Raw genomic sequence first — 26,998 nt, 5'->3', positions numbered from 1 at the left:
TCAATAATAATAGGATTTACGAGAACATGTCTCAAGCATCATCAGTTTATCAAGGAAGTTGTTTATGTCAGGGTATTCGCTATGAAATTAAAGGTGATATCGGAGATATTATTCAATGTCACTGTCAACGCTGCCGAAAAGCCAATGGAACAGCATTTGCCACCAATGCTCCTGTTAAAAGTACAGATTTTAAAATTACCCAAGGTGAAGACCTAGTCAAAAAATTTGCTGTAGAAGGCGTATACCGTTGGTTCTGTAGCGAATGTGGTTCACCTTTGATTAGTTCTCGTGATGCTCAGCCTGAATTATATCGCTTAAGAATTGGGTCACTCGATACACCACTAGACAAAAAGCCGACAATGCATATTTTTGCTGCTTCAAAAGCAGAGTGGGAAAGCATTTGTGACAATTTACCGCAATATGATGAACGCCCATGATTTTAAAAAGTATGTTTTAATCAAATTTTAGATGATTTAATATACTTAAAACGGGGAGATGGCATTCCTCCCTTGAAAAACCACCGTATTGGCTAATGATGCCTACGTTACCCTCATGTATTTATATCGCTGGGTACGTAGGTTATTGCGTACTCTGCTTATTTTTGGAGTACGCCATGTCATATTTCCCTTCATTATTTTTTGCTCTTTTAGGGTCTATCTAAAGGGGTGGTCCTATGTATTATTCTCTACTTTCAATTGCTTTAGGCTCAGTTCTAGGGGCATGGCTGCGTTGGTTTTTAGGTCTAAAACTCAACCCGATTTACCCGCAGATTCCACTGGGTACCGTCACTGTTAATTTGGTCGGTGGTTTTATTATTGGTTTTGCAATTGCCTATTTTGCTCAAAGTGATTTAAGTCCGAACTATAAGCTTTTTGTGATTACTGGTTTTTGTGGTGCTTTAACTACCTTTTCAACGTTCTCGATTGAGATCGTCACTTTATTACAAAGTGGTAAGTTGGGTATGGCGATGTTGGGGGTTTCTATACATTTAATCGGGTCTTTAATTTTTACGTGTTTGGGGCTGGCGACTTATTATTGGGTGGCAGGGCATTGAGTTTTTATATTTAAGAGCAGATGGATACGGCCTCCATTTTATGGGATTTGCATAAGCCATACGTATGGGCGAACCTTACTTTTGAAAGATCAAAAGTAAGCAAAAATCTTTTGTTATGCTGATGCTACATCCATGTAGCACAGCAAAACAGCGGCATCCATGCCACTTGTCACGATAGTAAATGAAGAATTAAAAACAACTGATTTATTCTTGGGATTTGATACGCGTTAAAGTCATCAACAGCCTGGCTGAAATCAGCTATATATTGTTTTTGCAAGATAGTTGATAAGTGTAAACAGGGAACAGGTTCTGTTGATGACAAATGCCTTTGGTTACTTTGGGCAAAACCAAAGTAACAGAATTAGCTACTTTCATTTGAGAATAAACGGTAAGACTCCGTCGTGTATTCACAAATTATTAATTACTTTTCAGTTAAAGCTTGACCTTCAAACTTCACACCATCCCAACCATTTTGCATAAACTGACGAATATTTTGATGATCAGTTCCTTCTGGTGTAGCCAATACAGATGCGTAGTGTTCTGCAAATAAACTCAAAGTTTGTGCTTGGTCTAACCCTTGTAACTTGGCAAAAGAGAAAACTTTCGCACTGCCTTGATTTTCAGTAGCAGCATTATGCTGTGTGCCATTTTGAAAAGCTGTTGGAGTATGTTGGTAACGTGCTTCAATATGAGCTAAAACGTCTGAAAATTTTGCTGTGCCTGCTTGTAATTGGGCAAGTAACTCTTGTGCCATAATCTTAAACTTCCTATCAAATGGGGCTTAAGCATAGCATCGAATACACGCTTTGAAAGGGTGGGAGCTATAAAAAAATGATGGGATATTTGGAAAATTGAGAATATTTTTTAGACAAGATGTGGATAAGTTTTAGTTTATACACAACTGAAAAAAATATAGAAAAAATCCACATAAAAAAAGAAGCCTAAGTGGAGGAGATAGTCTTAGGCTTCCAATGATTTAAGTGTATTGGTCGAATCTTAACGCAAGATTAACTCTTACGATTAAAGCGAGCGAAGCGTTTATTGAAGCTTGCTACACGGCCTTCGTTACTTGCTTGACGTACTTCACCTGTGTAGAAAGGGTGTGATGCACTTGAAATATCAAGAGTGACATACGGGTAAACCTTCCCTTGATATTCTTTGGTTTGTTTAGACTGAAGAGTACTACCAATTAAGAAGTACACGTCTGCATTGGTGTCATGAAATAACACTTGTTGATAAGCAGGATGAATATCTTTACGCATGAGAGATTGTCCTAAATTATTTTGATTAAAGAAATGTTATAATATAACAATTAAAAAGTCAATGTAACCCATAAAAGGCTACACTGATCAGTAAATTAAGTTAGTTAGAAGGTGGAACAAGCTCTTCAAATAGATCGTTTAGATTGTCATGAACTTTTAAGTGAATCAGGTTCCAGTAATGTCCTGAAATGGTTCTGTTGACCATTAAAGTATCGGGTGATGGTTTAAAGACATCCCAATACTTCAAAGATTTTTTCACAAGTAACATGCCATCATGATGTGATGAGTTCTCGGCGAAATCATAAGTAGTGGTAAGCGGGCGTAATAACACTTCAATCCAGAGTTTATATAGATCACTCGGGAACTTGCCTTTTTCAGCAAGTGAATGTAGCTCAAGTAACTCAGTTTCAATCAAATCAATATTTTCATGGCGAGCTGCATTTACTAAACGTTTAAAGTGTTGCACGATTTCATTTGAAAGCGTTTTAACACTGCCATAGTCATAAATAATGACACTGCCATCTTGGCGAAAAGCAAAGTTACCCGGATGAGGGTCACAGTGAAAACGTTTTAAAAAGAACATTTCCTGACCTAAAGCACGAATCAAGCGGCGTCCAATGGTATTTCGAATTTCAATAGGCCAAGCGCTGGCAGTTTCAATGCTGTCACCTTGTTCGAGACTCAAGGTTAAAATACGTCTTGAAGAGTAATCTTTATAAACAGTCGGGATGATAATTTTGTCATCTAATTGGCTATGAAATGTTTTGAAAACTTCAAGGTTTTGAGCCTCGATTTCATAGTTAAGCTCTGCTGACAGACTATCTTGAATCTCTGCAAAAAGCTGATCTTGTAGCTTTTTATCAATTTTAAGCACACCCATTAAACGAAGTGCCAAACGTACTTGTTTTAAGTCACTTTCACAGGCTTCATCAACACCCGGATATTGCACCTTAACAACAACTTGTTCACCACTTGGCAGGACAGCTTTGTGAACTTGTCCAATTGAAGCAGCTGCAAAAGGTTCTTGATCAAAAGATTTAAAGGCAACATTCAGCGGCTTTCCAAGCTCGCGTTCAATTTGTTGCTGAATAGCAGCAAAGGGCATAGGGGGAGCTTGGCGCTGCAACTTAGAAATTGCTTTAGCAACTTCTGGTGGGAAGATATCTTTATATTGCGATGCAATTTGACCAACTTTCATGACGGCACCTTTCATTTCACCTAAGGTGTCGGCAATTTGCAAACCAATATCTTGAAATAGCTTGGTTTTTGAAGCCAGCTTTTGCTCTTCATCTGCGGTCAAGTTTCGAATCGAGTTAGAAACGGTTTTCGTTGCAATGCTCGCGGTCATTCCTGCAAGTTTCATAAATCGTTTGCCGGGTGAACTTGCATTCTTTGCCATATCTTCGATACCTCATTGACTACAACATAATATTGCCTAGTTTTGATCATAGGTGACAAAGCTTAAAAAGCCTATATGAAATTGTTTATCTCATGTAAGAAAATTTTCGAAAAACAAAATGTTATTTTTATAGTAAAAAATATGAAAAGCTTGTGAAAATCCATTTCATAAACAAAGCTTTAATATCTATAAAGTGTCTATTTTTTTGGTGCTAATGTGAATGGCAGGTTAAATAAGAAATAGAGACAATAAAAGTTATGACAAGTTTAAGTTCAGCCCATGGGCGGTCTCAGGCGGTTCCTTTATCTGTGTTTGAGCAGTCAAAAGATGCGCATATTATTCGTTCTGATGAAGAAGCAATTGAGGTTGCCAAACAACTTGCTCAAGAATTTGCACAAGAAGCATCTGAGCGAGACAGAGAACGCCGGTTACCTCTAAACGAAATCCAACAGTTCTCACAAAGCGGCTTATGGGCCATTACGGTTCCTAAGCAATTCGGTGGTGCACAAGTCAAATATCGAACTTTGACTGAGGTCATCAAAACAATTGCGAGTGTTGATCCATCTCTTGCACAGCTTCCCCAAAACCACTTGGCTTTTATTGAACATTTACGCCTTGATGCAGGCCCAGAACAACAACAGTTCTTCTTTAACTTAGTGTTGAGAGGGATTCGTTTTGGCAATGCATTTTCGGAAAAACATAGCAAAACAGTGGCTGACCTCACTACCACATTAAAAAAGACTGAGCACGGTTATGAAATTAATGGGAAGAAGTTTTTTGCAACTGGCGCATTGCTTGCACATTGGGTTCCAATTGTCGCTGTAAATGAACAAGGGCAGCCTTATGCGGCGCTAGTTCCTCGGGAAACTTCTGGCGTTAATATTATTAATGACTGGTCTGGTTTCGGGCAAAGAACCACAGCCAGTGGTACGGTAGAGTTAAATCAAGTTCCAGTACGTGAAGAATATCTAATTCCGATTTATCAGGCTTTCGAACGTCCTACCCCAGCAGGTGCAATTTCACAATTTATTCAAGCTGCTGTCGACGCAGGTATTGCACGCGGCACAATTGAAGAAACAATTCACTATGTCAAAAATCATAGCCGTGCATGGGTCGATTCAGGTTTAGAAAAAGCGAGCGATGATCCCTATACGATTGCAAATATTGGTGATTTAAAAATAAAACTGCGTGCAGCAGAAGCGGTATTAGATTTAGCAGGAGATGCGATCGATCAAGCAATTGCCGATACGACAGAAGAGCATGTAAACCAAGCCACATTACTGGTTGCCGAAGCAAAAGTACTCACTACAGAAGTTGCGATTTTAGCAGCGAATAAGCTTTTTGAGTTGTCTGGAACACGTTCTACTTTGTCAGAGCTTAATCTGGACCGCCATTGGCGTAATGCGCGTACTCACACCTTGCATGATCCAGTACGTTGGAAATATCACATTGTCGGTAATTACTACCTAAATGGCATCCATCCACCTCGTCATGCATGGAGCTAAAGTGAAGAAAAAATAAGATTAGGAGAATAAAGATGACAATTACCCAAATTGAATTAGAAGAGCTATCAGTAGGCGCCGATTATGAAAAGGTAGCAAGTAGATTTCGTCCAGTTTTTGAAAAAATTGCCCAAGGTGCAATTCAACGTGAAAAAGAACGAATCTTGCCTTTTGAACCGATTCAGTGGTTAAAAGAACTCAAGTTAGGTGCAGTACGGGTACCGCGTAAATATGGTGGAGATGGGGTGTCATTGCCACAACTTTTCCAGCTTTTAGCAGAGCTAGCCCAAGCAGACTCGAATATTGTGCAAGCTTTGCGTGGACACTTCGCTTTTGTTGAAGACCGTTTGGTTGCGCATAAAGAGCACTCACAAGAGGTCTGGTTTCAGCGTTTTGTGCAAGGTGATTTAGTCGGGAATGCATGGACCGAAGTTGGAAATGTACAGATTGGTGATGTCGTTACACGAGTAACCAAAGATGCTTCGGGTAACCTGATAGTGAATGGTGAGAAGTACTATTCAACCGGAAGTATCTTTGCAGACTGGATCGATTTATTTGCCTACGATGAAGTAAATGACCGTCATGTGATTGCTGCTATTTATCGTCATGAAACAGGCGTGAGTGTGATTGATGATTGGGATGGCTTTGGTCAAAAGACAACGGGCAGTGGTACTTTAAAAGTGCATCAGGTTCACTTGCCGGCTTCGCACCTTATTCCATTTGACCAGCGTTTTAAATATCAGACCGCTTTTTATCAGGTTGTCCACCTTGCAACCCTAACAGGGATTGCGCATGCTGCGGTCGAAACTTTTAGCCAAGAAATACGAGAGCGAAAGCGTATTTTTAGTCATGGTAATGGAGACCTTGTTCGTCACGATCCACAAGTTTTACAGGTGGTGGGTAAAGCCTCTGCTCAAGCTTATGGAAGTCTAGCAATTACGATTAAAACAGCTGAAGCATTACAAAAGGCTTATGAAAGTCACTTTAGTGAGTTAGAGGTGAAAGAACATCAATTTAACGTAGATGCAGAGCTTGAGTCGGCGCAAGGGCAGGTGGTGATTTCTAATTTGGTACTGGATTTAACCAGCCAATTATTTAATGCTTTAGGCGCATCGGCAAGTAGTCAGGTCAAACAACTCGACCGTTTCTGGCGTAACGCACGCACGGTATCTTCACATAATCCGCTCATCTATAAAGAAAAGGTGATTGGAGATTGGGAAGTAAACCGTACCGATTTACCTTTTGTCTGGCAAATTGGAGCAAGCCCGCGAGCCAAGTCTGCATAAAATAAAAAAAGCCGATGAATAATCGGCTTTTTTTATTAGGTTTTGCTTAAACGTTTGGTATTTAAATAAAGCCTTGAAAGTAATAAAACACAAGCAATACTTAAACCAATAATTAAGCCTAACCACACGCCAGCTACACCCCAATGGGTATAACGTGCTAAATAAAGTCCGATAGGGAAAGCAATCACCCAATACGCCATGAGTGTAATCCACATCGGTGCTTGCGTATCTTGCATACCTCTTAAGCAGCCTGCCGCACTGACTTGTAATGCATCCATCAACTGATAAGCCATGGCAAACCAGAGTAAATACATCGCAACAGGAAATACAGTTAAGTCTTGAGTGTACACCGAAACAATTTGTTCACGACCTAAAGCAATAAAAGACATGGTCAATAAAGCAAAAAATATTGCTGTACTCAGACCAATCTTTTGGACTTGATACATGGAAGCCCAATTCTTTTCACCATAATAGGTTCCCACACGAATAGTTAAGGCAATCGCGAGTGAAAGCGGGATCATAAACAGCACTGAGGTAACTGAAATTGCAACTTGATGCGCGGCAATAAAGACTTCACCTAGTGGGCTAAGGACCAAGGCACCTGTACTGAAAATACTCACCTCAAAGAACACGGCTAAACCGATGGGTAGGCCAAGCTGTAAAATTCTTTTTACCCAAATCAGGTTAATTTTATCGAATCTGCTAAAAATAGACGTGTTTCGGTAAGCCGAAGCTTTGTAAATATAGCCAGCTAATGTAATTAGCATGAGCCACTGTAAAATGGACGTTGCAAAACCACAGCCTGCGCTACCTAAAGCAGGTATTGGTCCTAATCCATGCATAAAAATCATGTTAAGAGGGATTAAAACCAATAAGGCCAGTAAGCTAATGACCGTTACAGGACGTGGATGGCCTAATGCCTCCGAATAACCGCGTAGAGCTGCATACATGGTCACAGCTGGCATGCCTAAACCAATCGCATGTAAAAATAAACTTGCTTTAGGCTGTAAGCTCTCTGGTACGCCAAACACATGCAAGAAAAACGGCATAAGTTGTAAAATAAGCATAGCCATTACGCCTAAAATAATCGCGACCCATAATGATTGACGAACAATGACAGGAATTTGTTCTGTATTTCTTGCACCCTTTGCTTCAGCGACCAAAGGGGTTGTTGCAATCATAATGCCACTGAACAGGAGCATGACTGGAATCCATAAACCGACCCCTACTGCAATTGCAGCTAAATCGGTTGCAGATAAATGCCCAGCCATAATAGTGTCAATTAACCCAAATCCTGCTTGAGCAAACTGGGTAATTAAAATCGGTAGCATTAAGTGGAAGAGTTGTTTTAGTTCAGACCGAAAAGATGTGACATTCGACACAAAAGGTACTCTTTATAAATATAAAAATGAAGCTAACGTTGCAAAGTGAGTACCACACCAACAAAGATGATGACTCCACCAAGAAACCGTTGCCATGTAACAGGTGTTTTTTCTGTACCTAACCAGCCAAAATGATCAAGTAACATAGAAATCACTAATTGCCCAAAAACAACTAGCCCTGTAAAGGTTAAAAAACCAAGCTTAGGTGCAGTATAAATGCTCATGCTAATTGCATAAACCCCAAGGAATCCTCCTGTCCAAAGAAGCCATGGAATATTTGATATTTCACTTAATGTAGGCTTCTCGGCACTTTGAAAGAAAACCATAACTGCTAAAACAATAGTACCTATGAAAAAAGATAATAATGCTGCTTGCAATGGTGAATGTAACTGCTCACGAAGCTGAGCATTAATTGCGGTTTGAAAAGCCATGGCAACACCGATTCCCAAAGCTAAGGGTAAAAATAGGAAAAGTTGGCTAGAGAATTTCATCATTTTTATCAATATTTAAGATTATTTAAATTTAGTCTAAAGCAATTAAGGTATGTTTTCATAAGCCCATTGATGCAGTCATGTTAAAATAGAAATATTGTGTAAATTGGACCTGTTCCTTGGCCGTATTAAACCCTGCTTCTATTCCTTTATCTTTATATATTCATATGCCTTGGTGCGTGCGTAAATGTCCATATTGCGACTTTAACTCGCATGCGGTGCCTGATGGGGTACTTTCGTCAGAGCTTGAGCAAACCTATTTAAAAGCGTTGGTGGCCGACTTTGAAACTCAAGTTGGCATGGCACAGGGACGTTCAATTCACAGCGTATTTATTGGTGGTGGAACGCCTTCACTTATTTCTGCCAAAGGTTATACATGGTTGTTTGAACAGCTTAAGTCATTGCTCAAATTTGAAGATGGCTGTGAAATCACCCTAGAGGCAAATCCCGGAACACTAGAACATGACCCGTTTGCAGGCTATTTAGACGCAGGTATTAATCGTTTATCGATTGGTGTGCAGACTTTTAATACAGAGCACTTGCAAAAACTGGGGCGTATTCATTCAGCCAACAATGCTATGGATGCAATTGAGCAGGCACGACAAGCAGGCTTTAAGCGAGTTAATGTCGATTTAATGCATGGCCTACCTGAGCAAACATTAGAACAAGCGCTTTATGATTTAAAGGTCGCTGTAGAGCATGGCGCGACACATATCAGTTGGTATCAACTTACTATTGAGCCAAACACGGTATTCTTCCGTACCCAACCCGTTTTACCTCAAGATGAAGTGCTAGAAGACATTCAAGAGCAGGGTGAGGCTTATCTAAAAGCTAATGGTTTTATAAACTATGAAGTATCGGCTTGGCGTAAAGAACAACCGTCAGCCCATAATTTAAATTATTGGGAATTTGGTGATTACCTTGCGATTGGTGCAGGGGCACATGGCAAAGTGACACGACCAGATGGTGTGTATCGTTTCCAAAAAACCCGTTTGCCAAAAGACTATTTGGCTAAGGTTCCAGCCGAACATTTGCAAATGAAAAAGATCGAGGCAGAAGAGTTACCTTTTGAGTTTATGATGAATGCTTTACGTTTAAATGACGGAGTAAAAGCTGAGTTATATGAGCAGCGTACAGGGTTAAGCTTAGATCATTTGAACCACTTACTCACTTCACTACGAGCTAGAAAGCTATTGGTAGAGGATGACGCTCGTTTGGCTTGTACAGAGCAGGGACATATTTTCTTAAACTCGGTACTCGAAGAGTTCTTGTAAGAAGCAAACTAAAAAGCCGCACGATGAGATGCGGCTTTTTTGATTTTAGCGAGTGGTGTAGCCACCATTTGCAAAAATTGTCTGTCCTGTAATCCACCAACCATCGGTTACTAAAAAGCGAACTAGAGGTTCAATATCTTCAATTTTGGTGAGTCCACCTAAAGCTGAAGCTGATTTATGGTAAGCGACTGCTTCGGCAGATTCCTGACCATAAAAGAATGGTGTATCCATTGGGCCAGGGGCAACAGCAGTCACAGAAATCTGGCGATTACCAAATTCTTTTGATGCAGCGCGAGTGTAATGTTCAACAGGTGCTTTTAAACCTTCATAGGTTGAATAGAGCCCAGTGTAGGCTGCAAGAAGAGAAGTCACGATTGAACAAATCTTGCCGCCGTCATTTAAATGACGACCCGCCGATTGAATAAAGAAATAGGCAATTTTTGAGTTGATATCGCTCATGCTATCAAACTCTTGTTCTGTGGTGTCTAAAAACGATTTCTTTAAAACCTTTCCAATGGTATTAATGGCAATATCTATTCCACCAAAATGCTGTTTAGTGTCTAAGAAGAGCTTTTCGATATTATCAATATCCGTTAGGTCTGCCTGAATTAAAACAGCATCTGCACCCAATGCTTTAACTTCTGCGAGCGTTTGCTCTGCGTCTGCTTGAGTTTCAGCGCTATTGTAGTGAATTGCAATTTTTGCACCTTGTTCTGCAAATTTACGGCTAATGAGTCCACCTAAGTTTTTTGCACCGCCTGTAATTAGTACAACTTTATCTTTTAGAGTATGAGTTGCCATGATGATTGTTCCTATGATGACTTGTTTTAATGTGTTTTTAGTCTAGATTGGCGCTAATTGTTGATCAATTATGCTAGTTTGGTTTAACTATTCAGAAAATACGAACAATTAAATGGATCGGTTACAGCAGTTTTTTATTTTTACAGAAGTCGCTAAACGACAAAGCTTTAGTGAAGTGGCAAATCAGCTTGATTTACCTCGCTCTACAGTGACGAGTGCTATTCAACAGTTAGAAACTCACTATGGAGTACGCTTATTTCATCGGACTACGCGTAAAGTAAGCCTCACTCAAGATGGACAAAGAATATTGCCCGAATGCCAAAACCTGTTATTTGATTATGAACAGCTCGAACAACTCATACAAACGCAAAAGCAGCATTATCGTGGCACGCTAAAAATTTCAATGCCCAGCCGAATCGTGCATCAAGTGATTATTCCTGAACTGCCCGATTTTTATAGCCGCTATCCAGACATTCATTTACAACTTCATAGCTCTGATGACATTACTGATTTAATCGAGAAAGGAATTGATTGTGTTGTTCGAGTAGGGCAGATAGATAATAGTAGTTTGATCGCGAAGTTCGTTGGTAACTTGATTATGGTGAACTGTGCAAGTGCTGACTATTTAGAACAGTACGGTATTCCTGAACAATTAGAAGATCTATCTCAACACAAACTTATTAACTATGCAGGAGCGGTAGGAGAGAAACAGGGCGTATTTTTATATCAAGATGGAGCTGTGATGATGGATAGTGCTTTAAGCGTAAATAATACGGAAGCCTATATTGCAGCAGCTAGTGCAGGTTTAGGAATTATCCAACTTCCATACTACGATGTTCAGGACAAAATTGAGCAGGGAACTTTAGTTGAAGTGTTAAGCACTTATACGGCTCAATCACTTCCACTTAATATTCTATATCCGAACCGAAGTTATATTCCTAAACGCTTGGAAATCTTTATGGAATGGGCTAGGAATGTTCTCTATAAGAAGTGCATCGTCATCTTTTAGTCATAAAACTAAAATACATTAACAATAAAAAAGCCTCTCGAACTGAGAGGCTTTTTAGAATTTGGTGGGTCGTCCGCGACTCGAACGCGGGACCAACGGATTAAAAGTCCGCTGCTCTACCAACTGAGCTAACGACCCAAATAGGTTCAAAACAGATAAGTGGTGGGTCGTCCGCGACTCGAACGCGGGACCAACGGATTAAAAGTCCGCTGCTCTACCAACTGAGCTAACGACCCGTATCGTTTTGATGTCGCGTATTTTAGCAAGTTATTCAACTAACACAAGAGGAAATTTAAAAACATTTGCATGATTGCCTATAAAAAGCACGATTTCCTCTTGTTTAGCTAAAAAATGAACTAAAAACGGTATTTATATGCCTGAATGTTGTCAAAAATTTCACTTGTGATGTCACAGTAACTGCTTTCACCAGGCAATAAAGCGAGTAAACGTTCAGAAGTTTTGCTTGGATTAAACGCATCTTCCTTCAATTTATTCTTTTGGTACTTAAAAGTACCTGTAGTTTCAACTTTAGCTTGTATACGTAAAAACACTGGTACCGCATAAGCAGGTAAGCATTTTTTAAATACAGTCACCATTTCTGTTAAATCAGCGTCATTTAACTCGGCACCATCAGCAAGCGTGATTGCTGCCATACCTGCACGACCATTAGTATTTGGAATTTCTACACCGTAAACCACAGCTTCAGCGATCTTGTCATATTCACACACCATGTTTTCAACTTCTGTGGTAGATACATTTTCGCCTTTCCAACGGAAGGTATCACCTAAGCGGTCAACAAACTGAGCGTGACGGAAACCAATATTACGAACAAGATCACCTGTGTTGAAATATGAGTCACCTTTTTTGAAGACATCTTGCATAATCACAGATTTATTCTTTTCTGGGTCGGTATAGCCATCAAATGGGGAGCGGCTAGTAATTTTGCCTACCAATAAACCGACTTCACCAGCTTTAACTTTTTTGCACCAGCCATTTTTATCGCGTATCGGTTCGTTTTTCTCTTTATCAAATTCAATAATTGCGTATGGCGTAGGAGAGAAGCCTACCGTATTGTCAAAGTTGAAAATATTACTAAAGCCGACATTGCCTTCACTTGAAGCATAAAGCTCTAGAACTTCTTCAACACCAAAACGCTGTTTGAATTTATCCCAGATGTTTGGACGCATGCCGTTACCAATCATTTTGGTTACACGGTGAGCACGGTCAAGTTCTGTAGTTGGGGCATCCATTAAGTAACGGCAAAGTTCACCTACGTAGCCGATTGCAGACGCATTAAACTTCTGTACATCTTTCCAGAATGCACTGGTTGAATATTTACGTCGAATGGCAAGGGTAGAGCTTCCTGCAATCACACCACACCAGCAAACCACCACGCCTGTTGCATGATATAGTGGCAAAGTGACATACATCACATCATCTGGGCCAAGGTTTAAAATGTGACCGTAAGTACCATAGGCGAGAGTCCAACGACTATGTTTAAAAATAACTGCTTTTGGTAAGCCTGTTGTTCCCGAAGTATAAATATAAAACAGGCCATCATTTCCATGAACGGAGTGTGTAGTCGATGGATTGAATTTCGGGAATTGATCAATTTCTATTGCAAGATTGGCATAACCTTGAGGTGCTGTTCCTGCATCTTGACGAGTAGCCTGATCTGCAAACCAGTGGAAACGGTCTTTAGGAACGTTTAAGTCTTGACGAATTTCATCAATTGCAGCACGAACTTCTTCACCTGCAATGACTGCAATTGGTTTTACAAGATTGATGCTATGAGCGAGAACTTTACCGACTTGAGATGTATTTACAAGCGCAATAGTTACCCCAATTTTAGCTAAACCCACAATAGTAGCAATGAGCTCTGAACGGTTCTCAACCATTACGGCAATCACATCGCCTTTACGTGCGCCGAGAGATAAATAATAGTGAGAAATCTGGTTAGCCCATTCATTTAAAGCTTCGTATGAGTAACTTTGATCTTCAAATAATAAAGCAGTACCTTTTGGATTTCGCTTAACAGCTTTCTCAAAAGCTACGCCTAATCCAGTTGGTGTATTTGCTGTTCTTAAATAAGCCTGTTTAAGACCATTCAGGATATGGGGTACTTTGGGAATAAAGCTAGGAAGTCTAGTGGCAACATCCCCAAGCGTAATGATATCGGTCTGTGTTGTCTGGCTCATATCAATCCTATTTATTTTTCGATCAATCCAAAAAAGGTTGCGTTGGCAAAAGTACAGTATTTTTCATGGTTCACCATGCTTTTAAAACTTTTCTTCTAGTGCAATCAACCTAATTGGTTAAAAATAACAAAAAAAACCTAGTCATCGAAATGACTAGGTTTGTTTAAATTAGCTGCAATTGAGCAAATGATTTACTCAGCTACAGGATTTGCTTTCTTTGGTGGACGGCCACGAGGGCGACGAGGACGACTTGGTTTGTCCTTATCAGCTTTAGAATCTTCTGATTCACTCTCGGCAGGAGCTTCAGTTGGCTCTACAGCCTGTTCTGTAGCTGCTTTTGCTTTTGCAGCTGCCTTTGGCTGTTTTGCAACCGGAGCTTCAACTACAGTTGTTGCTGGTGTCTCTTCTACATTAGCTGCTACTTCAGTTTCCTGATCAAGCTCAAGCGGTTGTTGTTTTGATTCAACAGGTGCTTGTGTTTCAGCAGTAGGAGCAACAACGGTTTCTTCTACAGTCTCAGCTACAGGGGCAGCTTCTTCTGGTGCAGAATGTTGTTGTTTAACTTGCTCAAAAGCTTGTTCAGCTGCAAGTTTCGCTAAACGACGGCGTTCACGCGGATCATTAGCAACACGTGGTGTCGCTTCTTTTGGTGGCGTCAACGGAAGTACTGGCGCAGGTTCTGCTTCTTGTGAAGGCTTGTTGCTTGGAAGCTCAGCATCACGAGTAACAGGTTTTTTGTCTTCAGCTTCAGCTGCGACTTCAGTTACTAGAGTACTTGCATATTGCTCTGCAAATTTCTGCAATGCACGATTGAATGTTGGAACTAAACCAAACTGTTCAATCAGTACTGTGCAGTCTTCACCGTAAACATGACGGATCAAGCTACCAATCGTATATTGCGCCAAAGTTGGAATTTGCGATGGGGCAATTGATGGTGTAACAGCTTTAGCTCGTTTTGCATTGCGTTGTTCACGGCGACGCATACGAGGATCATTACTCGCACGTTGAATTTGCGGTTGAGTTTTCTCAGCCTTTGGTTGAGGAGCTTCTGCTTCAGCAGTTACTGTCTCTTCCACAGCAGCAACAGGTGCTGGAGCTGGTTCTTGAACAACTTCAACAACAGGTGCTTTTTCAGTACGTTCAAGAGGTTGCTCAGGCGTTAAAGCAATAATTTCGCTTTGTGCTTGATCAACATTGATAACTAAGGCTGTATTCATGACTTCATGCTGTGGAGCATCAATCAAATCAACCTTAATTTGTTTTTCATCAACAACTGCTGGTGCTGGCGTATTTTGATTTTCATTTAATACGCTTGGATCGCGGTGGCGATTCGGGCGGTTTGGACGTTGTTGATTATTACGGTCACGACGTGGCACAGCATGTTCAGCTTGTTGCCCATCATTTTGATGTTGCGCATGCGGCTGATCTTGTTGTTGACGTTTTTGTTGACGTTTTAATTCACGTTGCTCTTGGCGTGATAACTGTACAACCTCTTCATGAACCTGTTGTTGCTGTGGTTCCTGATTGTGGTGATGTTGATGTTGTTCACGTTGCTCTTTGTGCTTACGTTTTTTGTTGTTTGGACGCTGCTGTTGTACTTTATCGTCTTTCTCAACATTCTCACGTGTTTCCTGCTTAACAGGAGATTGAGAAATATAAGCATTGTTAGATGGAGCCGAAGTAACTTCAGCAACTGCTGGTGCTACAACTTGTCCAAACTGTCCACGGCTAACGGCGCCAGTATTCACCATTTGTTCAATTGCGGCAGCAGCATTTTGTGCTGAGCGAGATTGATCAACTGTTTGAGCTTGTTTTTGAACAAAAAGGTTTTCTAACCATGCACAAGGACTCGCTGCTTTTTGAGCGCTTGCCTGAGCAGTAGGTTGAGCCGCTTGATTTGCTTTCTTTTGATTAGCTGCATTATTGGCAGCAGGGGCAGCATGAGTATGGCCATGATCGGCTTCTTCTAAATGCCATTCAGAAGATTCATAACCTAACTCTTTTTCACTTGAACGAGTTGCTTCAGTACGTTCGTAGCTAGATGGTGCAAATCCATCTGGATTGTACTGAATTTCGTAGTGAGGTGTTTCTAAGTGCGGGTGAGGTAAAACAGTCACACGAACACTAGAAGTTTGTTCTAAATAAACAAGACTATGACGTTTTTCATTGAGCAAGAATGCTGCAATTTCAACCGGTACTTCTACTTGTACTTCACCATGACGTTCACGAAGCGCGATCTCTTCTACTTTACGCATAATTGAAAGCGAAAGTGAGCGTAGGTCACGAACCATGCCTGTACCATGACAGCGTGGGCACACATAACCTGTTGCTTCTTCAAGAGATGGACGTAAGCGTTGACGGCTCATTTCCATTAAGCCAAAACGAGAAAGTTGGCCAAACTGAATACGTGCGCGATCGCTTTGAGTTGCTTCACGAAGTTTTGCTTCAACCATGCGTTGGTTGCGCTCTTTAGTCATATCGATGAAGTCGATTACAACTAAACCACCAATGTCACGAAGACGAAGTTGGCGAGCAATTTCTTCTGCTGCTTCTAAATTAGTATTAAGCGCAGTTTCTTCAACGTCATGTCCACGAGTCGATTTCGCAGAGTTAATATCGATTGAAACTAAAGCTTCGGTCTGGTCAATCACGATTGAACCGCCAGAAGGAAGTTTTACTTCACGTTCATAAGCAGTTTGAATTTGACTTTCAATACCAAAATGAGCAAATAATGGCTCGTTTAAAGTATAAGTTTTGAGTTTGTCTAATTGACGAGGCATCACTGCTTTAACAAAGTTATAAGCTTCGTTATAAGCCTGTTCGCTATCAATTAAAATTTCTGCAACATCATCACGTAAATAATCGCGGATAGCACGAGTAACAACACCAGCTTCTTGATGAACCAGCATTGGAGAAGGACCAGAGCTCGCTGTGCCTTGGATTTGTGCCCAAAGGTCAAGCAAATGCTGTAAGTCTAACTGTAATTCTTCTTGGGTACGGCCAATACCAGCGGTACGTACAATAACGCTCATACCACGTGGTAAATTTAAAGAAGCTAGAATTTCTTTTAATTCTTCACGTACAGAACCTGAAATTTGACGACTAATACCGCCGCCTTTCGGGTTGTTTGGCATAAGAACCAAATAACGTCCTGCAAGTGAAATAAAAGTAGAAAGGGCTGCACCTTTATTGCCACGTTCTTCTTTTTCGACTTGAACAAGTAATTCAGTACCTTCAGTGATAAGTTCACGAATGTTTGAAGTTTGTCGTGGGTCTGCTTGGAAATAACTGTTAGCAATTTCGCGCATAGACAAGAAGCCTTGACGGCCTGCGCCGTATTCAACAAAAACAGCTTCTAAAGAGGGTTCTACGCGGGTTACATGGCCTTTATAGATATTGGATTTTTTCTGTTCTCGGGTACGATTCTCTAAATCAAAATCGTAAAGACGATTACCAGTGATAAGTGCAACGCGGACTTCTTCTGCGTGAGTTGCATTAATCAACATACGTTTCATGGGTGTGACACCTAATAGTGACCCACACAAACATATCGCACAAACTTAAAGGTTCTGAACGAACATCGAACATGACGGATCATTTCCCAGATCTCAAAATATTTGTGGTCTGAGTCATCTGTTACCGGCTACATTTAGCCTTAGCTTCGATTCTCGTCTGTGATGTAGGCAATACTGCTTCAACCTTTAAATCGGACTTCCTTAGTGCTTCACTGGCGGGTGAGCGGTGCATTGGTTAATGACTTTCACTGTCATTGGGCGCGAAGTGACTTCTTTTTGGAAGTTTGATACGGAATGCTCATCGTATCAGTGCTTTCGGCAGTTCCAATGCATCAACGCTTTAGCCTGAAGGCAACATTAAGGAGCGATTTGTCTGATGTGTATCAGTTTACGTTCCATAACCAACTAGAGTTGGTAACATATTTTTTTGAACAAACTGAATTAAACGCAACAGTTTGTCATTTTGCCGATATAATAAGCCTTCGGCGTCGGCATAATTCTTTAGGACCAATCCGAGCTGGTGATGAAAGCATCATTTTGATTGAGGTTTCAATCAGGGAAATTCCCTATTAGATGTTCACTTACGGCGGTATCCGTGCGCTGACTATATCAAACCTTGCAGCATCTGCCTATGGGCTAAGCTTAGATTTCTTGTGAAAAAACTAAGCTAATTGGTCATTTATTAATCAAATTTAGCAAAATTTCAGGTTTAAATATTAGTATGAATTCTACACAGCAATGGCAAAGTGTCACTTGGTTTGAGGTGGATGAACATCAAGCAGGACAGCGAATTGATAATTTCCTGTTTTCGCGTTTAAAGGGTGTACCTAAGAGTCGTATTTATCGTTTGATTCGTGAAGGTCAGGTTCGAGTAAACAAAAAACGTATTAAAGCTGAGACCAAATTAGAGATTGGTGATCAGATTCGTGTTGCTCCTATTCGTTATGAACAAAAGGATGAAACAGCTGCTCCTGTGAGTGATGGTGTAGCACAGAGCCTACTTAGCCGTGTGGTTTATGAAGATGAAGGCCTGTTGGTCATCAATAAACCATCAGGTATTGCCGTACATGGTGGTAGTGGTGTGGCGTATGGTTTGATTGAGGCTTTACGCGCCGCGACAGGTAAAAAATATTTAGAACTGATTCACCGCATCGACCGTGACACCTCTGGTCTGGTCATGATTAGCAAGAAACGTAGTACTTTAAAGCTGCTACAAGATATGTTGCGTGAGCACAAAATTCGTAAGACTTATGCAGCGATTGTAAAAGGTCAGGTAAGTCTCGATAAACAACTCATTGATGCTCCTTTATTTCGTTACGAGTTAGCCAATGGCGAACGTCGTGTACGGGTGTCTAAAGAAGGTAAACCGAGTAAAACGGAATGGGTGGTTGCAGAGCGCTTTAAAAATGCGACTTTGGTTCATGCCTCACCTTTGTCAGGCCGTACTCATCAGATCCGTGTACATGGTTTAAGTATTGGACATCCGTTGTTGGGTGATGATAAATATGGACACGCCACTGAGTACACAGGTCCGCAGGCACGACGTTTATGTTTACACGCGATGCGTTTAGATATTCCGGGTTATCCATCGATTGAAGCGCCGTTACCAGAAGACATGACCCAGTTATTAAAGGCTTTGAGAGTAGCAAAATGAGTCTGAAAACCGAATTAGTAATTTTTGACTGGGATGGAACTTTATATAACTCTGTTGGCCAGATTGTTGCTAGCTTACAACATGCAGCAGAGCAACATGAATTGTCTCTAAGCGATGAAGCCGCAAAAAGTATTATTGGGTTAGGCTTGCCTGAGGTGATGCAGACCTTATTTCCAGAAGCGCCAGAATTGCATGACTCGATCTTAAAGGCATATGGCGATCACTATATTGCGAACTCGACTAGTGACGCATGGTTTGAGGGTATTTCTGAACTACTCCATGATTTAAAAGCCCAAGGTTTAAAGCTTGCAGTTGCAACGGGTAAAAACCGACGTGGGTTAGACCGTGTAATCGCAAAAACACAAAGTACTCATCTTTTTGATGTGACTCGGGCAGCCAACGAAACACGTTCAAAACCAGATCCGCTCATGCTGCAAGAAATATTGACTGTAACTGGTGTGAATGTTGAGCAAGCGGTTATGATTGGTGACAGCAGCTATGATCTTGAGATGGCACAGCGTTTAGGGATGCCGCGTATCGGAGTAGGCTATGGCGTACATTCGGTTGAAGTTCTGCAAAAGTTTCAACCTTTAACGATTGCTAAAGATGTACAAGAGCTTCACAGCTTTTTGAGAGGGTATGCTCAGTTACCTACTGTAGATGTCGCTTAAATTGAAATAGTATTAAAGAGGGAATACGTTCCCTCTTTTTTTAAGCTGAATAACAAAACAATAAGAAGAGAAAAATGAGCCGTTCAATTCGTCTATTAAATCTTTTACAACAGCTCCGTGAAGCCCGTTACCCAATCACAGCACAAGTCTTGGCTGAAAGCTTAAACATTAGTATTCGAAGTGTCTATCGAGATATTGATAGCTTACGTGAGCAAGGTGTAAGAATTGATGCCTCGGCAGGCTTGGGTTTTCAGCTTAAAGAAGACATCTTATTACCACCGGTTACTTTTAATGAGAATGAAGCCGAAGCTCTATTTTTAGCTTTAGAGTGGTTGAAAGACGTTCCAGATCAGGCAATGAAATCGGCAGCCGTTTCAATCTATTCTAAACTTTATGCAGTTCTACCTGAGCACCGGAAATATTTGATCGATGACATGACACTAGGCGTTACACATTACTGGCATCCGGTTGATGAAGCTTTAGTAGAACAAGTACGTTTAGCGATTCGTAAACAAGTAAAAATAAAAGTCGATTATTGCGATGAGCAAAAACGGTTAAGTGAACGTTCACTTTGGCCTTTTGCTTTAGGGTATTTACATGACAAAGTTGTACTTGCTGCTTGGTGTGAATTACGGCAGGCATTTCGCCATTTTCGGATAGATCGTATCCATGACTTGCAAATGAGTGAGGAAATATATCCTGAATTTAAAAAACATCTGTTTCAAAGATGGTGGAAACAAGAAATGCAAAGGACTACTGACAAAAACTGACAAAAGTTATTTGTAAACTAGGAACTACGATAAACAAGGAGCAATAAGAATGAGCCTTAAACTTTATACTAACAAAGAGTCACGTGGTGTAGTTATTGACTGGCTTTTGGTCGAGTTAGGTGTTGAATGTGAACGAATTGAAGTCGCATATAAGACTGAAATGAAGTCACCTGAATATCTAAAACTTAATCCTTTTGGAAAAGTACCGGTATTGGTAGATGGCGATGTGGTTATTTATGAGTTAGGCGCAATCTGTGCTTATTTAGCTGATAAGTTCTCTGAAAAAGGCTTAGCACCTGCTTTAGATGATCCAAAACGCGGTTTGTACTATCGTTGGTTGTTTGTGATGGCGGGTCCTTGGGAAGCTGCTGGTGTTGATAAAGCTTTAGGAATAGACGTATCGCCTGAGCAAAAAATGTTTGTTGGCTATGGCGATTATAATGATGCTTATCAAGCTTTAGTGCAAGGTTTGAGTGAAGCCAATCCGTATGTGTGTGGTGAACAATTTACCGCAGCAGATGTAAGTGTTGGTGCTATGCTTTTATGGCAATTAAAAATGAAAACGATTGAATCACATCCAGCTATTACCCGTTATGTTGAAACGATTAAACAGCGTGAAGGCTTAAAACAAAGCACTATGGGCCAACTGTTGTAAACGTACTATTCTTAAAAGTCACCCAAAAGGGTGGCTTTTTTGTTGTTCGAACAAAGGTTTTAGTTAGTAAGAAAACCCGCAGCCACATTAATACAGATCGCTAAAATGGTAGTATTAAATCCAAAAGACAACACTGCGTGAAATAAGTTTAAAAGGCGCATATGTTTAGTGGTAATTGACACATCGGCAGTTTGTGCAGAAGTACCAATAATATAACTAAAATATAGAAAATCAGGATAAGTGGGGTGTTGTGTTCCCGGGAAATCTAACCCTCCATTTTCTTCATTTCTAGACAAAGCCATATAAAAATCATGGGCATAATGTAGGGCAAAAACAGTATGCATAAAAAGCCATGCAGAAACAATAGTGAGTAAAGCTAAAGCTACATGACCTAACTTTGCAGAACTGTCAGAAGGTAGTTGTGATAGTTGAATTAGAATCGCAACCAGACACATGGTTAAGGCCAATAAAACTATCAGCATAATGACCCATTTGCTTTCATCTTGTTTTTTGGCTTGCTGTTGCATTTGTGAATGATCGGCACTTTTCATAAGTTGCCAAACATGGAGTAAATAAATGCTAACCGAAGCATTCCAACTGACTAATAAAATAGTTGACCATTTCCATGAAGTTAACCATGTCAAAATACTGGCTGTGATCACTCCCATCAATAAAGCAATAAAGAAATGAGGGCGGTTTTGTACACTACGTCCAAGATGTTGAAATATACCAACCATTTTTCCTTATCTCCTTTTATTACGTATTACATATATTGTTTTTTATTGAATGGTGAAAATAATATCTAGTTTTATATAGATTTTATTCCTATTTCTTTCACTTTTATATTATGAGATGTGTGCTTTTACCCGAAAAGTAAAATAGAACAATAATCAAGATTAGACTGTTTATAAAAAGTATAAAATAAATAGAAAGAATATTTATTTATACTTTTTTATAAAGATGGTCTTATTAATAGTAAAATTATTTTTAATAATTAAGCGTGATTTAAGTTTTTATCGAGATGAAATACTTTAGTGAGTTGATCAATAAACTTTTGCACGCCTACAGATTGTGAGTTTTTACGGTAGTTTACAAATAAATCAAGTGTCGGCAACTCAACGTCAAGTGGACGAACGACCGTATTTTTGATTCCTAAAGGTGCCACGTAAGCGGGTAAAATTGTACAACCTAATCCAGAGCCAATAGAGTTAATATTGAATAGCATGCTGTCTGCTTTTTGAACAATATTGAGATCGATATTGTGTGTTTTAGCGAAGTCTAAAATCGTGTTATGTAATGTTTGTGATTGTTCGGCAGCGGGAATAATAAAATCAATGCCTTGTAAAGCATGTACGGGAATTCTTTCGTATTGAGCAAGCGGATGATTTTTAGGAAGCAAGAAAATTAAGGGTTCAGTTAAAACAAATTGGCTTTGGATTTCATCACTATCTGTATTTTCACGGGTAAATGTAATGTCTAATTCACCTTTTTTTAAGGCTTTAAGCTGTTCGGTATTGTTTAAGTTAGATAATTCAATAGTAAGGTCGGGGTGTTGTAGTCGCAGGTTGGGAAGAACATAAGGGAAAATTTTCATTTCTGCGATGGGGACGAAACCGATACGTAAGAGTTGTTGTTTCGCCTTAGAAACCTGCCGTGCCATAGCAACCGCTTTTTCGGCTTGAGCGAGGGTGAGCCGAGCATGCTCTAAAAATACTTCACCTTCTTCGGTTAACTCAACTTTACGTTTTGTGCGGTTTAAAAGTCGTACACCGACATCTTCTTCTAAATCTTTAATTTGCTGGCTAAGGGAGGGTTGTGCGGTAAAAAGTTTAAGAGCGGCTTTACTAAAATTTAATTCTTCAGCAACGGTAATGAAATATCGGAGATGGCGTAGTTCCATAAGACTAATCCAAAAAATGTCTTACTATGATTTAAGTGAAGTATAAAGCATAAATAGATATAGCGTGAAGGTGCTTTAGGTATTTATAAAATAAATGGAATTTTAATTTTCATTAAAGATTTAATATAGGGGAGTAGGCTTTAATAATTCATAAAATATATTATTGATTAGTCAACAAATACATTATCTTTACTTAATCAAAGAATTTTTTAAATGTTTTGAATATTCATTTAAGAAATTCTCATAATATGCAAAAATGAGAATAATATAATAATTTTATAACTTGTAGGCTGCCTAAATCTACTGAACTATAATTGTTACTAAATATATTATTTTTTGTTGAGCAAACTAATTCAAAGTTAAAAATTGGAAGTGATAAAGAGGAAACAGTACGGTTTTATGGTGGCTTTAGGTTTTCTCTAATTGTTATGTTATACAATAGGTCTTAATAAGAATGGTAATTACTGACGCATAAACCCAACACATCTATGTGTTTTTTATGGCACTCTAATTCGACTTAGGTTGGCTGTGTCCACGGTAAAAAGGATATTTATATGATAAATAAGTGTAAGTGCCATAGCTTAATTTCTTTTAATCGTTAAGATAGAAACCTGAACACATCCATTCTGCTGATGCTAAAACATAGAAAAGCCCATGAAAGACAAGCCGACATTAACATATCAATTGCCGACTCAGTCCTGTTGGACGCATACATGGATAAAACCTCCTTTTTGTCATCCCGAGTCTGGGCATGAAACGGATACACGTTTTTATAATCAACAGCCTAAATCACCTGCACGTGGTTCAAAAGAGTTATTGCGTTGGTTAGTTACGCGTGAGTCTTTTACATGGAAAGTGGATATTCAAAATGAATATGAAACCCGTATAAATACGGCTGTAGCATTGCCACAAAATCGACCTCAAGCAGATCTAGATGATTGGCAAGTTTGGTTTGTTGGGCATGCAACTGTACTGATTCAGATCGGACCTTATAACTTTATTACTGACCCAGTGTGGTGTGACTATGCCAGCCCCTCTCATGGGCGTGGACCACGCCGTGTATGTCCAGCAGGTTTTGCACTAGAGCAATTACCGACAATTCATGGAGTTCTACTCAGCCATAATCATTATGATCATATGGATTTGGCTACGCTTGAATGGCTACACAAAAAATTCGAAATGCCAATTTACACTGGACTCGGGAATGGGTTTTATCTACCTAAAGAGTTCCATGTGATTGAAATGGATTGGTGGCAAGAAATTCCCTATCACGAATTAAGAATAATCTATACACCTGCACAGCATGGTTCAGGTCGTGGTTTACGTGACCAGAATAAAGCACTCTGGGGAGGCTTTTCGGTTGTGGCTAAAACAGGTCATTGTTTCTTTGCGGGTGATACCGGTTATGCGGGGCACTTTAAGCAAATTCATGCTCGTTACGGTGCGCCGCGAGTGGCCTTACTTCCAATAGGTGCATATGAGCCTCGTGAACTGATGAGCTATGTACATATGAATCCACAAGATGCACTACATGCACATTTCGATTTACAAGCTCATCGTTCTCTTGCGATTCATTATCGGACTTTCCAGTTGACTGATGAGGACAGAGAAGATCCAGAGCATGCACTAGGTCAAGCAATTAAGGCCTCTTCAAAGCTTGCTAATCCTTTTTATTGCATTCGAGAAGGACATAAACTGACTGTCTAAAACTAAATACTTGATATTAAAAAAGCCAGTTCAATTCGAACTGGCTTTTTATTATTTTGACAAAATTATGCTAAGTCAAAACGGTCAAGATTCATAACTTTGGTCCATGCAGCAACAAAGTCTTGAACAAATTTTTCTTTACCGTCTGCTTGAGCATAAACTTCGGCTAATGCACGTAAGATTGAGTTTGAACCGAAGACTAAATCATTACGTGTTGCAGTAAATTTTAATGCGCCTGTTTTACGGTCTTTGCCTTCAAATACTTCGTTTGTTGAATCAACAGGTGCCCATACAGTAGACATGTCGAGTAAGTTCGTAAAGAAGTCTGTGCTGAGTACACCAACTTGCTGGGTGAATACACCGTGTTGTGAACCATCCCAGTTAGTGCCCAGTACACGTAACCCACCAACCAATGCAGTTAATTCTGGTGCAGTCAAAGTCAGTTTTTGTGCTTTATCAATTAATAATGCCTCAGTTGATGCGCCGACGCCGTCTTTTTTCCAGTTTCTAAAACCATCAGCAAGGCCGAGAAGTAATTGGAAAGATTCGACATCAGTTTGACTTTGTAATGCATCAACACGACCTGCTGCAAATGGAACGGTAATATTGAAACCTGCCGCTTGAGCAGCTTGCTCTACGCCAACGTTACCTGCAAGCACAATTAAGTCAGCTAATGACAGTTGAGTTGAGGCTTTGAGTTCTTCAATTTTAGTTAAAGTCTCAACAGCTTTTTTGTTTACTTCCCATTCGCGTTGTGGCGATAACGCAATACGTGCGCCATTTGCACCGCCACGCTTGTCTCCACCACGGAAAGTTGACGCTGAGGCCCAGCCAAGAGAAACCAACTCACCAGCAGATAGCCCTAGTGCAACGATTTTTGCTTTTGCCTCATCAATACTAGCAGAAGATGGAATAAGGCTAGCAGCAGGTAATGGATCTTGCCAAATTAAATCTTCAGCCGGAACTTCAGGACCTAAATAACGTGCTTTTGGTCCCATATCACGGTGAGTTAATTTGAACCATGCACGGGCAAAGGCATTGGCAAAGGCTTGTGGATCGTTAAGGAAACGACGAGAGATTTTTTCAAACTCAGGATCAAAACGTAAGGTCAAATCTGTAGTAAGCATTGTTGGCTTACGTTTAACCGATGGGTCGAATGGATCTGGAATGATCGCCTCAGCATCTGCTGCTACCCATTGAATTGCACCAGCAGGTGAGCGCTCTTGTACCCACTCGTATTTGAATAGGTTTTCAAAGAAGTAGTTGCTCCATTGGGTTGGCGTTTGTGACCAAATGACTTCTAAACCTGATGTGATTGCATCTTTACCAACACCAGTACCAAAACTGTTTGACCAGCCAAAGCCCATTTGTTCAATTGAAGCACCTTCAGGATCAGCTTGAACGTGGTCAGCAGAGCCAGCACCATGGGTTTTACCTAAGGTATGACCGCCTGCAATTAAGGCAACAATTTCTTCATCGTCCATTGCCATATTGCCGAAAGTCGCGCGAATAAATGGCGCAGCCGATTTTGGATCACCGCTGGCTTGCGGACCTTCAGGGTTTACATAAATTAGACCCATTTCGGTTGCAGCTAGATTGCTGCCTTCTAAAGCTTCTGAATTACGATGAGCTAACCATTCTTTTTCATCGCCCCAGTTTACGTCGTTGTCTGGTTCCCAAACATCTTCACGGCCTGCACCAAAACCGAAGGTACGGAAGCCTGAAGACTCAAGTGCGATGTTTCCAGCAAGAATAAATAAATCTGCCCATGATATTTTTTGACCGTATTTTTGTTTAACAGGCCAAAGTAAGCGGCGTGCTTTATCTAGGCTTGCATTGTCAGGCCAACTATTTAAAGGTGCAAAGCGTTGTTGACCACGGCCAGCACCACCACGACCATCACCCATACGATAGGTGCCGGCAGCATGCCATGCTAAACGGATAAATAAGCCTGTATAATTTCCCCAATCGGCTGGCCACCAATCTTGAGAATCGGTTAACACATTTTTGATATCAGCTTTGAGTGCATAATAGTCGATTTTTTTAAATTCTTTACGATAATCAAAATCTTTACTGAGTGGATTAGAGCGTTCTGAATGTTGATTCAGTAAATCAACGCGTAGTTGTTTTGGCCACCAGTGTAAACTAGGCGTGCCACCACCGACCGTTATCTCTGGTTTTGATTTATGGCCTGAAAAAGGACATTTTGATTCGTCTGACATGGTTATATTCTCTCTGGGTAATAATTATTGAGCTCTTCGTAAAAATGTTAGGGCTCATTTTCCTGGACTTCTGGTTTAAAACTCATGTTTATCAAATAAAGAAATGAGTGAACAAATGGTGAGAGAAATTGTTTGAAAAGTCTTTTCACTAAGATGTCAGCCCATTATTTTTATTTAATAATGCATCAGATTCGTTTAGTTGTTATTCCTCCAATTTACTGCATGAAGGTTAAAAAACAAGAGGAA

General features: G+C 40.2%; 22 protein-coding genes, 2 tRNA genes, 1 pseudogene and 1 riboswitch. Of the genes and pseudogenes, 12 read left to right on the top strand and 13 right to left on the bottom strand.

Annotation, left to right across the window (positions count from 1 at the left end; translation table 11 throughout):
* Positions 1-26: 26 nt before the first annotated feature.
* The 3 genes and pseudogenes from KTI79_RS10940 to KTI79_RS10930 all read left to right on the top strand — a co-directional run bounded on the left by KTI79_RS10940 (position 27) and on the right by KTI79_RS10930 (position 1,340).
* Positions 27-437: a GFA family protein gene (locus tag KTI79_RS10940; RefSeq protein ID WP_032054309.1), complete on the top strand. Its 411-nt coding sequence runs from the start codon at positions 27-29 to the stop codon at positions 435-437.
* Positions 438-482: 45 nt separating this feature from the next.
* Positions 483-549, top strand: a riboswitch (Fluoride riboswitch).
* A gap of 124 nt (positions 550-673) precedes the next feature.
* Entirely contained in the window at positions 674-1,054 is a 381-nt protein-coding gene (crcB, locus tag KTI79_RS10935; RefSeq protein ID WP_032054310.1) for a fluoride efflux transporter CrcB, read from the top strand.
* Positions 1,055-1,213: 159 nt separating this feature from the next.
* Positions 1,214-1,340: pseudogene (locus KTI79_RS10930) on the top strand (hypothetical protein).
* 135 nt (positions 1,341-1,475) lie between these two features.
* On the opposite strand, the gene KTI79_RS10925 reads toward KTI79_RS10930, so the two are convergent.
* The 3 genes from KTI79_RS10925 to KTI79_RS10915 form a co-directional block, all read right to left on the bottom strand.
* A complete protein-coding gene (locus KTI79_RS10925) occupies positions 1,476-1,808 on the bottom strand; it encodes a HopJ type III effector protein (RefSeq protein ID WP_032054311.1) in 333 nt (110 codons plus the stop codon).
* Positions 1,809-2,061: 253 nt separating this feature from the next.
* Positions 2,062-2,316 (bottom strand): type B 50S ribosomal protein L31, encoded by a 255-nt coding sequence (locus KTI79_RS10920; RefSeq protein ID WP_002114896.1) that lies wholly within the window; start codon positions 2,314-2,316, stop codon positions 2,062-2,064.
* A 100-nt stretch (positions 2,317-2,416) separates the two neighbouring features.
* A complete protein-coding gene (locus KTI79_RS10915) occupies positions 2,417-3,715 on the bottom strand; it encodes an ABC1 kinase family protein (RefSeq protein WP_032054312.1) in 1,299 nt (432 codons plus the stop codon).
* Positions 3,716-3,972: 257 nt separating this feature from the next.
* Between KTI79_RS10915 and KTI79_RS10910 the strand changes: the two genes are divergently transcribed.
* Together KTI79_RS10910 and KTI79_RS10905 are read left to right on the top strand one after the other, a co-directional pair.
* Positions 3,973-5,220, top strand: coding sequence for an SfnB family sulfur acquisition oxidoreductase (locus KTI79_RS10910; protein ID WP_032054313.1), 1,248 nt, complete (start codon positions 3,973-3,975; stop codon positions 5,218-5,220).
* A gap of 32 nt (positions 5,221-5,252) precedes the next feature.
* Positions 5,253-6,503: an acyl-CoA dehydrogenase family protein gene (locus KTI79_RS10905; protein WP_086376319.1), complete on the top strand. Its 1,251-nt coding sequence runs from the start codon at positions 5,253-5,255 to the stop codon at positions 6,501-6,503.
* A 35-nt stretch (positions 6,504-6,538) separates the two neighbouring features.
* Here the strand turns inward: KTI79_RS10905 and abeM are convergent, their stop codons facing one another.
* Together abeM and KTI79_RS10895 are read right to left on the bottom strand one after the other, a co-directional pair.
* On the bottom strand, positions 6,539-7,885 hold the full coding sequence (abeM, locus tag KTI79_RS10900; RefSeq protein WP_032054315.1) for a multidrug efflux MATE transporter AbeM: 1,347 nt from the start codon (positions 7,883-7,885) through the stop codon (positions 6,539-6,541).
* 32 nt (positions 7,886-7,917) lie between these two features.
* Positions 7,918-8,379, bottom strand: coding sequence for a DMT family transporter (locus KTI79_RS10895; RefSeq protein ID WP_032054316.1), 462 nt, complete (start codon positions 8,377-8,379; stop codon positions 7,918-7,920).
* A gap of 116 nt (positions 8,380-8,495) precedes the next feature.
* Here KTI79_RS10895 and hemW point away from each other — a divergent pair, with 116 nt between their 5' ends.
* Positions 8,496-9,650, top strand: a complete 1,155-nt coding sequence (gene hemW, locus KTI79_RS10890) for a radical SAM family heme chaperone HemW (RefSeq protein ID WP_032054317.1) — start codon at positions 8,496-8,498, stop codon at positions 9,648-9,650.
* A gap of 45 nt (positions 9,651-9,695) precedes the next feature.
* Here hemW and KTI79_RS10885 read toward each other — a convergent pair whose 3' ends face one another.
* Complete coding sequence (locus KTI79_RS10885) at positions 9,696-10,451, bottom strand: SDR family oxidoreductase (RefSeq protein ID WP_032054318.1); 756 nt, start codon at positions 10,449-10,451, stop codon at positions 9,696-9,698.
* Between the two features lie 112 nt (positions 10,452-10,563).
* Here KTI79_RS10885 and KTI79_RS10880 point away from each other — a divergent pair, with 112 nt between their 5' ends.
* Positions 10,564-11,460, top strand: coding sequence for a LysR family transcriptional regulator (locus KTI79_RS10880; RefSeq protein WP_032054319.1), 897 nt, complete (start codon positions 10,564-10,566; stop codon positions 11,458-11,460).
* A gap of 62 nt (positions 11,461-11,522) precedes the next feature.
* On the opposite strand, the gene KTI79_RS10875 is transcribed toward KTI79_RS10880, so the two are convergent.
* The 4 genes from KTI79_RS10875 to KTI79_RS10860 all read right to left on the bottom strand — a co-directional run bounded on the left by KTI79_RS10875 (position 11,523) and on the right by KTI79_RS10860 (position 17,173).
* Positions 11,523-11,598: transfer RNA gene (locus KTI79_RS10875), tRNA-Lys, on the bottom strand.
* Between the two features lie 22 nt (positions 11,599-11,620).
* A tRNA-Lys gene (locus KTI79_RS10870) sits at positions 11,621-11,696 on the bottom strand.
* Positions 11,697-11,816: 120 nt separating this feature from the next.
* A complete protein-coding gene (locus KTI79_RS10865) occupies positions 11,817-13,658 on the bottom strand; it encodes a long-chain-acyl-CoA synthetase (protein WP_086376320.1) in 1,842 nt (613 codons plus the stop codon).
* A 191-nt stretch (positions 13,659-13,849) separates the two neighbouring features.
* Entirely contained in the window at positions 13,850-17,173 is a 3,324-nt protein-coding gene (locus tag KTI79_RS10860) for an Rne/Rng family ribonuclease (RefSeq protein WP_032054321.1), read from the bottom strand.
* Between the two features lie 721 nt (positions 17,174-17,894).
* Between KTI79_RS10860 and KTI79_RS10855 the strand changes: the two genes are divergently transcribed.
* The 4 genes from KTI79_RS10855 to KTI79_RS10840 all read left to right on the top strand — a co-directional run bounded on the left by KTI79_RS10855 (position 17,895) and on the right by KTI79_RS10840 (position 20,923).
* Entirely contained in the window at positions 17,895-18,827 is a 933-nt protein-coding gene (locus KTI79_RS10855) for an RluA family pseudouridine synthase (RefSeq protein WP_032054322.1), read from the top strand.
* Entirely contained in the window at positions 18,824-19,498 is a 675-nt protein-coding gene (locus tag KTI79_RS10850) for an HAD-IA family hydrolase (protein ID WP_014208277.1), read from the top strand. Before KTI79_RS10855 ends, KTI79_RS10850 begins: the two co-directional genes overlap by 4 nt.
* Positions 19,499-19,572: 74 nt before the next feature.
* Entirely contained in the window at positions 19,573-20,268 is a 696-nt protein-coding gene (locus KTI79_RS10845; RefSeq protein WP_032054323.1) for a helix-turn-helix transcriptional regulator, read from the top strand.
* A gap of 49 nt (positions 20,269-20,317) precedes the next feature.
* Positions 20,318-20,923: a glutathione S-transferase family protein gene (locus KTI79_RS10840; protein ID WP_032054324.1), complete on the top strand. Its 606-nt coding sequence runs from the start codon at positions 20,318-20,320 to the stop codon at positions 20,921-20,923.
* A gap of 59 nt (positions 20,924-20,982) precedes the next feature.
* Here the strand turns inward: KTI79_RS10840 and KTI79_RS10835 are convergent, their stop codons facing one another.
* Positions 20,983-21,660 carry a DUF1345 domain-containing protein gene (locus KTI79_RS10835; RefSeq protein ID WP_016142312.1) on the bottom strand — a complete coding sequence of 226 codons (678 nt, stop codon included), beginning with the start codon at positions 21,658-21,660 and terminating at the stop codon, positions 20,983-20,985.
* Between the two features lie 257 nt (positions 21,661-21,917).
* Positions 21,918-22,823, bottom strand: coding sequence for a DNA-binding transcriptional regulator HcaR (gene hcaR / locus KTI79_RS10830; protein ID WP_032054325.1), 906 nt, complete (start codon positions 22,821-22,823; stop codon positions 21,918-21,920).
* 654 nt (positions 22,824-23,477) lie between these two features.
* On the opposite strand from hcaR, the gene KTI79_RS10825 reads away from it, so the two are divergent.
* The gene (locus tag KTI79_RS10825; protein WP_032054326.1) at positions 23,478-24,530 is read left to right on the top strand and encodes an MBL fold metallo-hydrolase; all 1,053 of its coding nucleotides are present in this window, start codon (positions 23,478-23,480) and stop codon (positions 24,528-24,530) included.
* 65 nt (positions 24,531-24,595) lie between these two features.
* Here KTI79_RS10825 and katG read toward each other — a convergent pair whose 3' ends face one another.
* Entirely contained in the window at positions 24,596-26,752 is a 2,157-nt protein-coding gene (katG, locus tag KTI79_RS10820; RefSeq protein WP_086376321.1) for a catalase/peroxidase HPI, read from the bottom strand.
* Positions 26,753-26,998: the final 246 nt, after the last annotated feature.

This window comes from Acinetobacter sp. WU_MDCI_Abxd143 (assembly GCF_025514195.1).
GTDB classification, from domain to species: Bacteria; Pseudomonadota; Gammaproteobacteria; order Pseudomonadales; family Moraxellaceae; genus Acinetobacter; species Acinetobacter pittii_H.
This window is presented reverse-complemented; position numbering and strand designations above follow the sequence as displayed.

Bases quoted from the DNA above. Each gene is read 5' to 3' on its own strand.
- KTI79_RS10860 (WP_032054321.1), bottom strand. From the start codon at position 17,173: ATGAAACGTATGTTGATTAATGCAACTCACGCAGAAGAAGTCCGCGTT.
- KTI79_RS10910 (WP_032054313.1), top strand. From the start codon at position 3,973: ATGACAAGTTTAAGTTCAGCCCATGGGCGGTCTCAGGCGGTTCCTTTA.
- KTI79_RS10840 (WP_032054324.1), top strand. From the start codon at position 20,318: ATGAGCCTTAAACTTTATACTAACAAAGAGTCACGTGGTGTAGTTATT.
- KTI79_RS10855 (WP_032054322.1), top strand. From the start codon at position 17,895: ATGAATTCTACACAGCAATGGCAAAGTGTCACTTGGTTTGAGGTGGAT.
- KTI79_RS10865 (WP_086376320.1), bottom strand. From the start codon at position 13,658: ATGAGCCAGACAACACAGACCGATATCATTACGCTTGGGGATGTTGCC.
- KTI79_RS10915 (WP_032054312.1), bottom strand. From the start codon at position 3,715: ATGGCAAAGAATGCAAGTTCACCCGGCAAACGATTTATGAAACTTGCA.
- KTI79_RS10885 (WP_032054318.1), bottom strand. From the start codon at position 10,451: ATGGCAACTCATACTCTAAAAGATAAAGTTGTACTAATTACAGGCGGT.
- KTI79_RS10845 (WP_032054323.1), top strand. From the start codon at position 19,573: ATGAGCCGTTCAATTCGTCTATTAAATCTTTTACAACAGCTCCGTGAA.
- KTI79_RS10905 (WP_086376319.1), top strand. From the start codon at position 5,253: ATGACAATTACCCAAATTGAATTAGAAGAGCTATCAGTAGGCGCCGAT.
- KTI79_RS10925 (WP_032054311.1), bottom strand. From the start codon at position 1,808: ATGGCACAAGAGTTACTTGCCCAATTACAAGCAGGCACAGCAAAATTT.
- KTI79_RS10920 (WP_002114896.1), bottom strand. From the start codon at position 2,316: ATGCGTAAAGATATTCATCCTGCTTATCAACAAGTGTTATTTCATGAC.
- katG (WP_086376321.1), bottom strand. From the start codon at position 26,752: ATGTCAGACGAATCAAAATGTCCTTTTTCAGGCCATAAATCAAAACCA.
- KTI79_RS10825 (WP_032054326.1), top strand. From the start codon at position 23,478: ATGAAAGACAAGCCGACATTAACATATCAATTGCCGACTCAGTCCTGT.
- KTI79_RS10940 (WP_032054309.1), top strand. From the start codon at position 27: ATGTCTCAAGCATCATCAGTTTATCAAGGAAGTTGTTTATGTCAGGGT.
- crcB (WP_032054310.1), top strand. From the start codon at position 674: ATGTATTATTCTCTACTTTCAATTGCTTTAGGCTCAGTTCTAGGGGCA.
- KTI79_RS10895 (WP_032054316.1), bottom strand. From the start codon at position 8,379: ATGATGAAATTCTCTAGCCAACTTTTCCTATTTTTACCCTTAGCTTTG.
- KTI79_RS10835 (WP_016142312.1), bottom strand. From the start codon at position 21,660: ATGGTTGGTATATTTCAACATCTTGGACGTAGTGTACAAAACCGCCCT.
- KTI79_RS10880 (WP_032054319.1), top strand. From the start codon at position 10,564: ATGGATCGGTTACAGCAGTTTTTTATTTTTACAGAAGTCGCTAAACGA.
- hcaR (WP_032054325.1), bottom strand. From the start codon at position 22,823: ATGGAACTACGCCATCTCCGATATTTCATTACCGTTGCTGAAGAATTA.
- KTI79_RS10850 (WP_014208277.1), top strand. From the start codon at position 18,824: ATGAGTCTGAAAACCGAATTAGTAATTTTTGACTGGGATGGAACTTTA.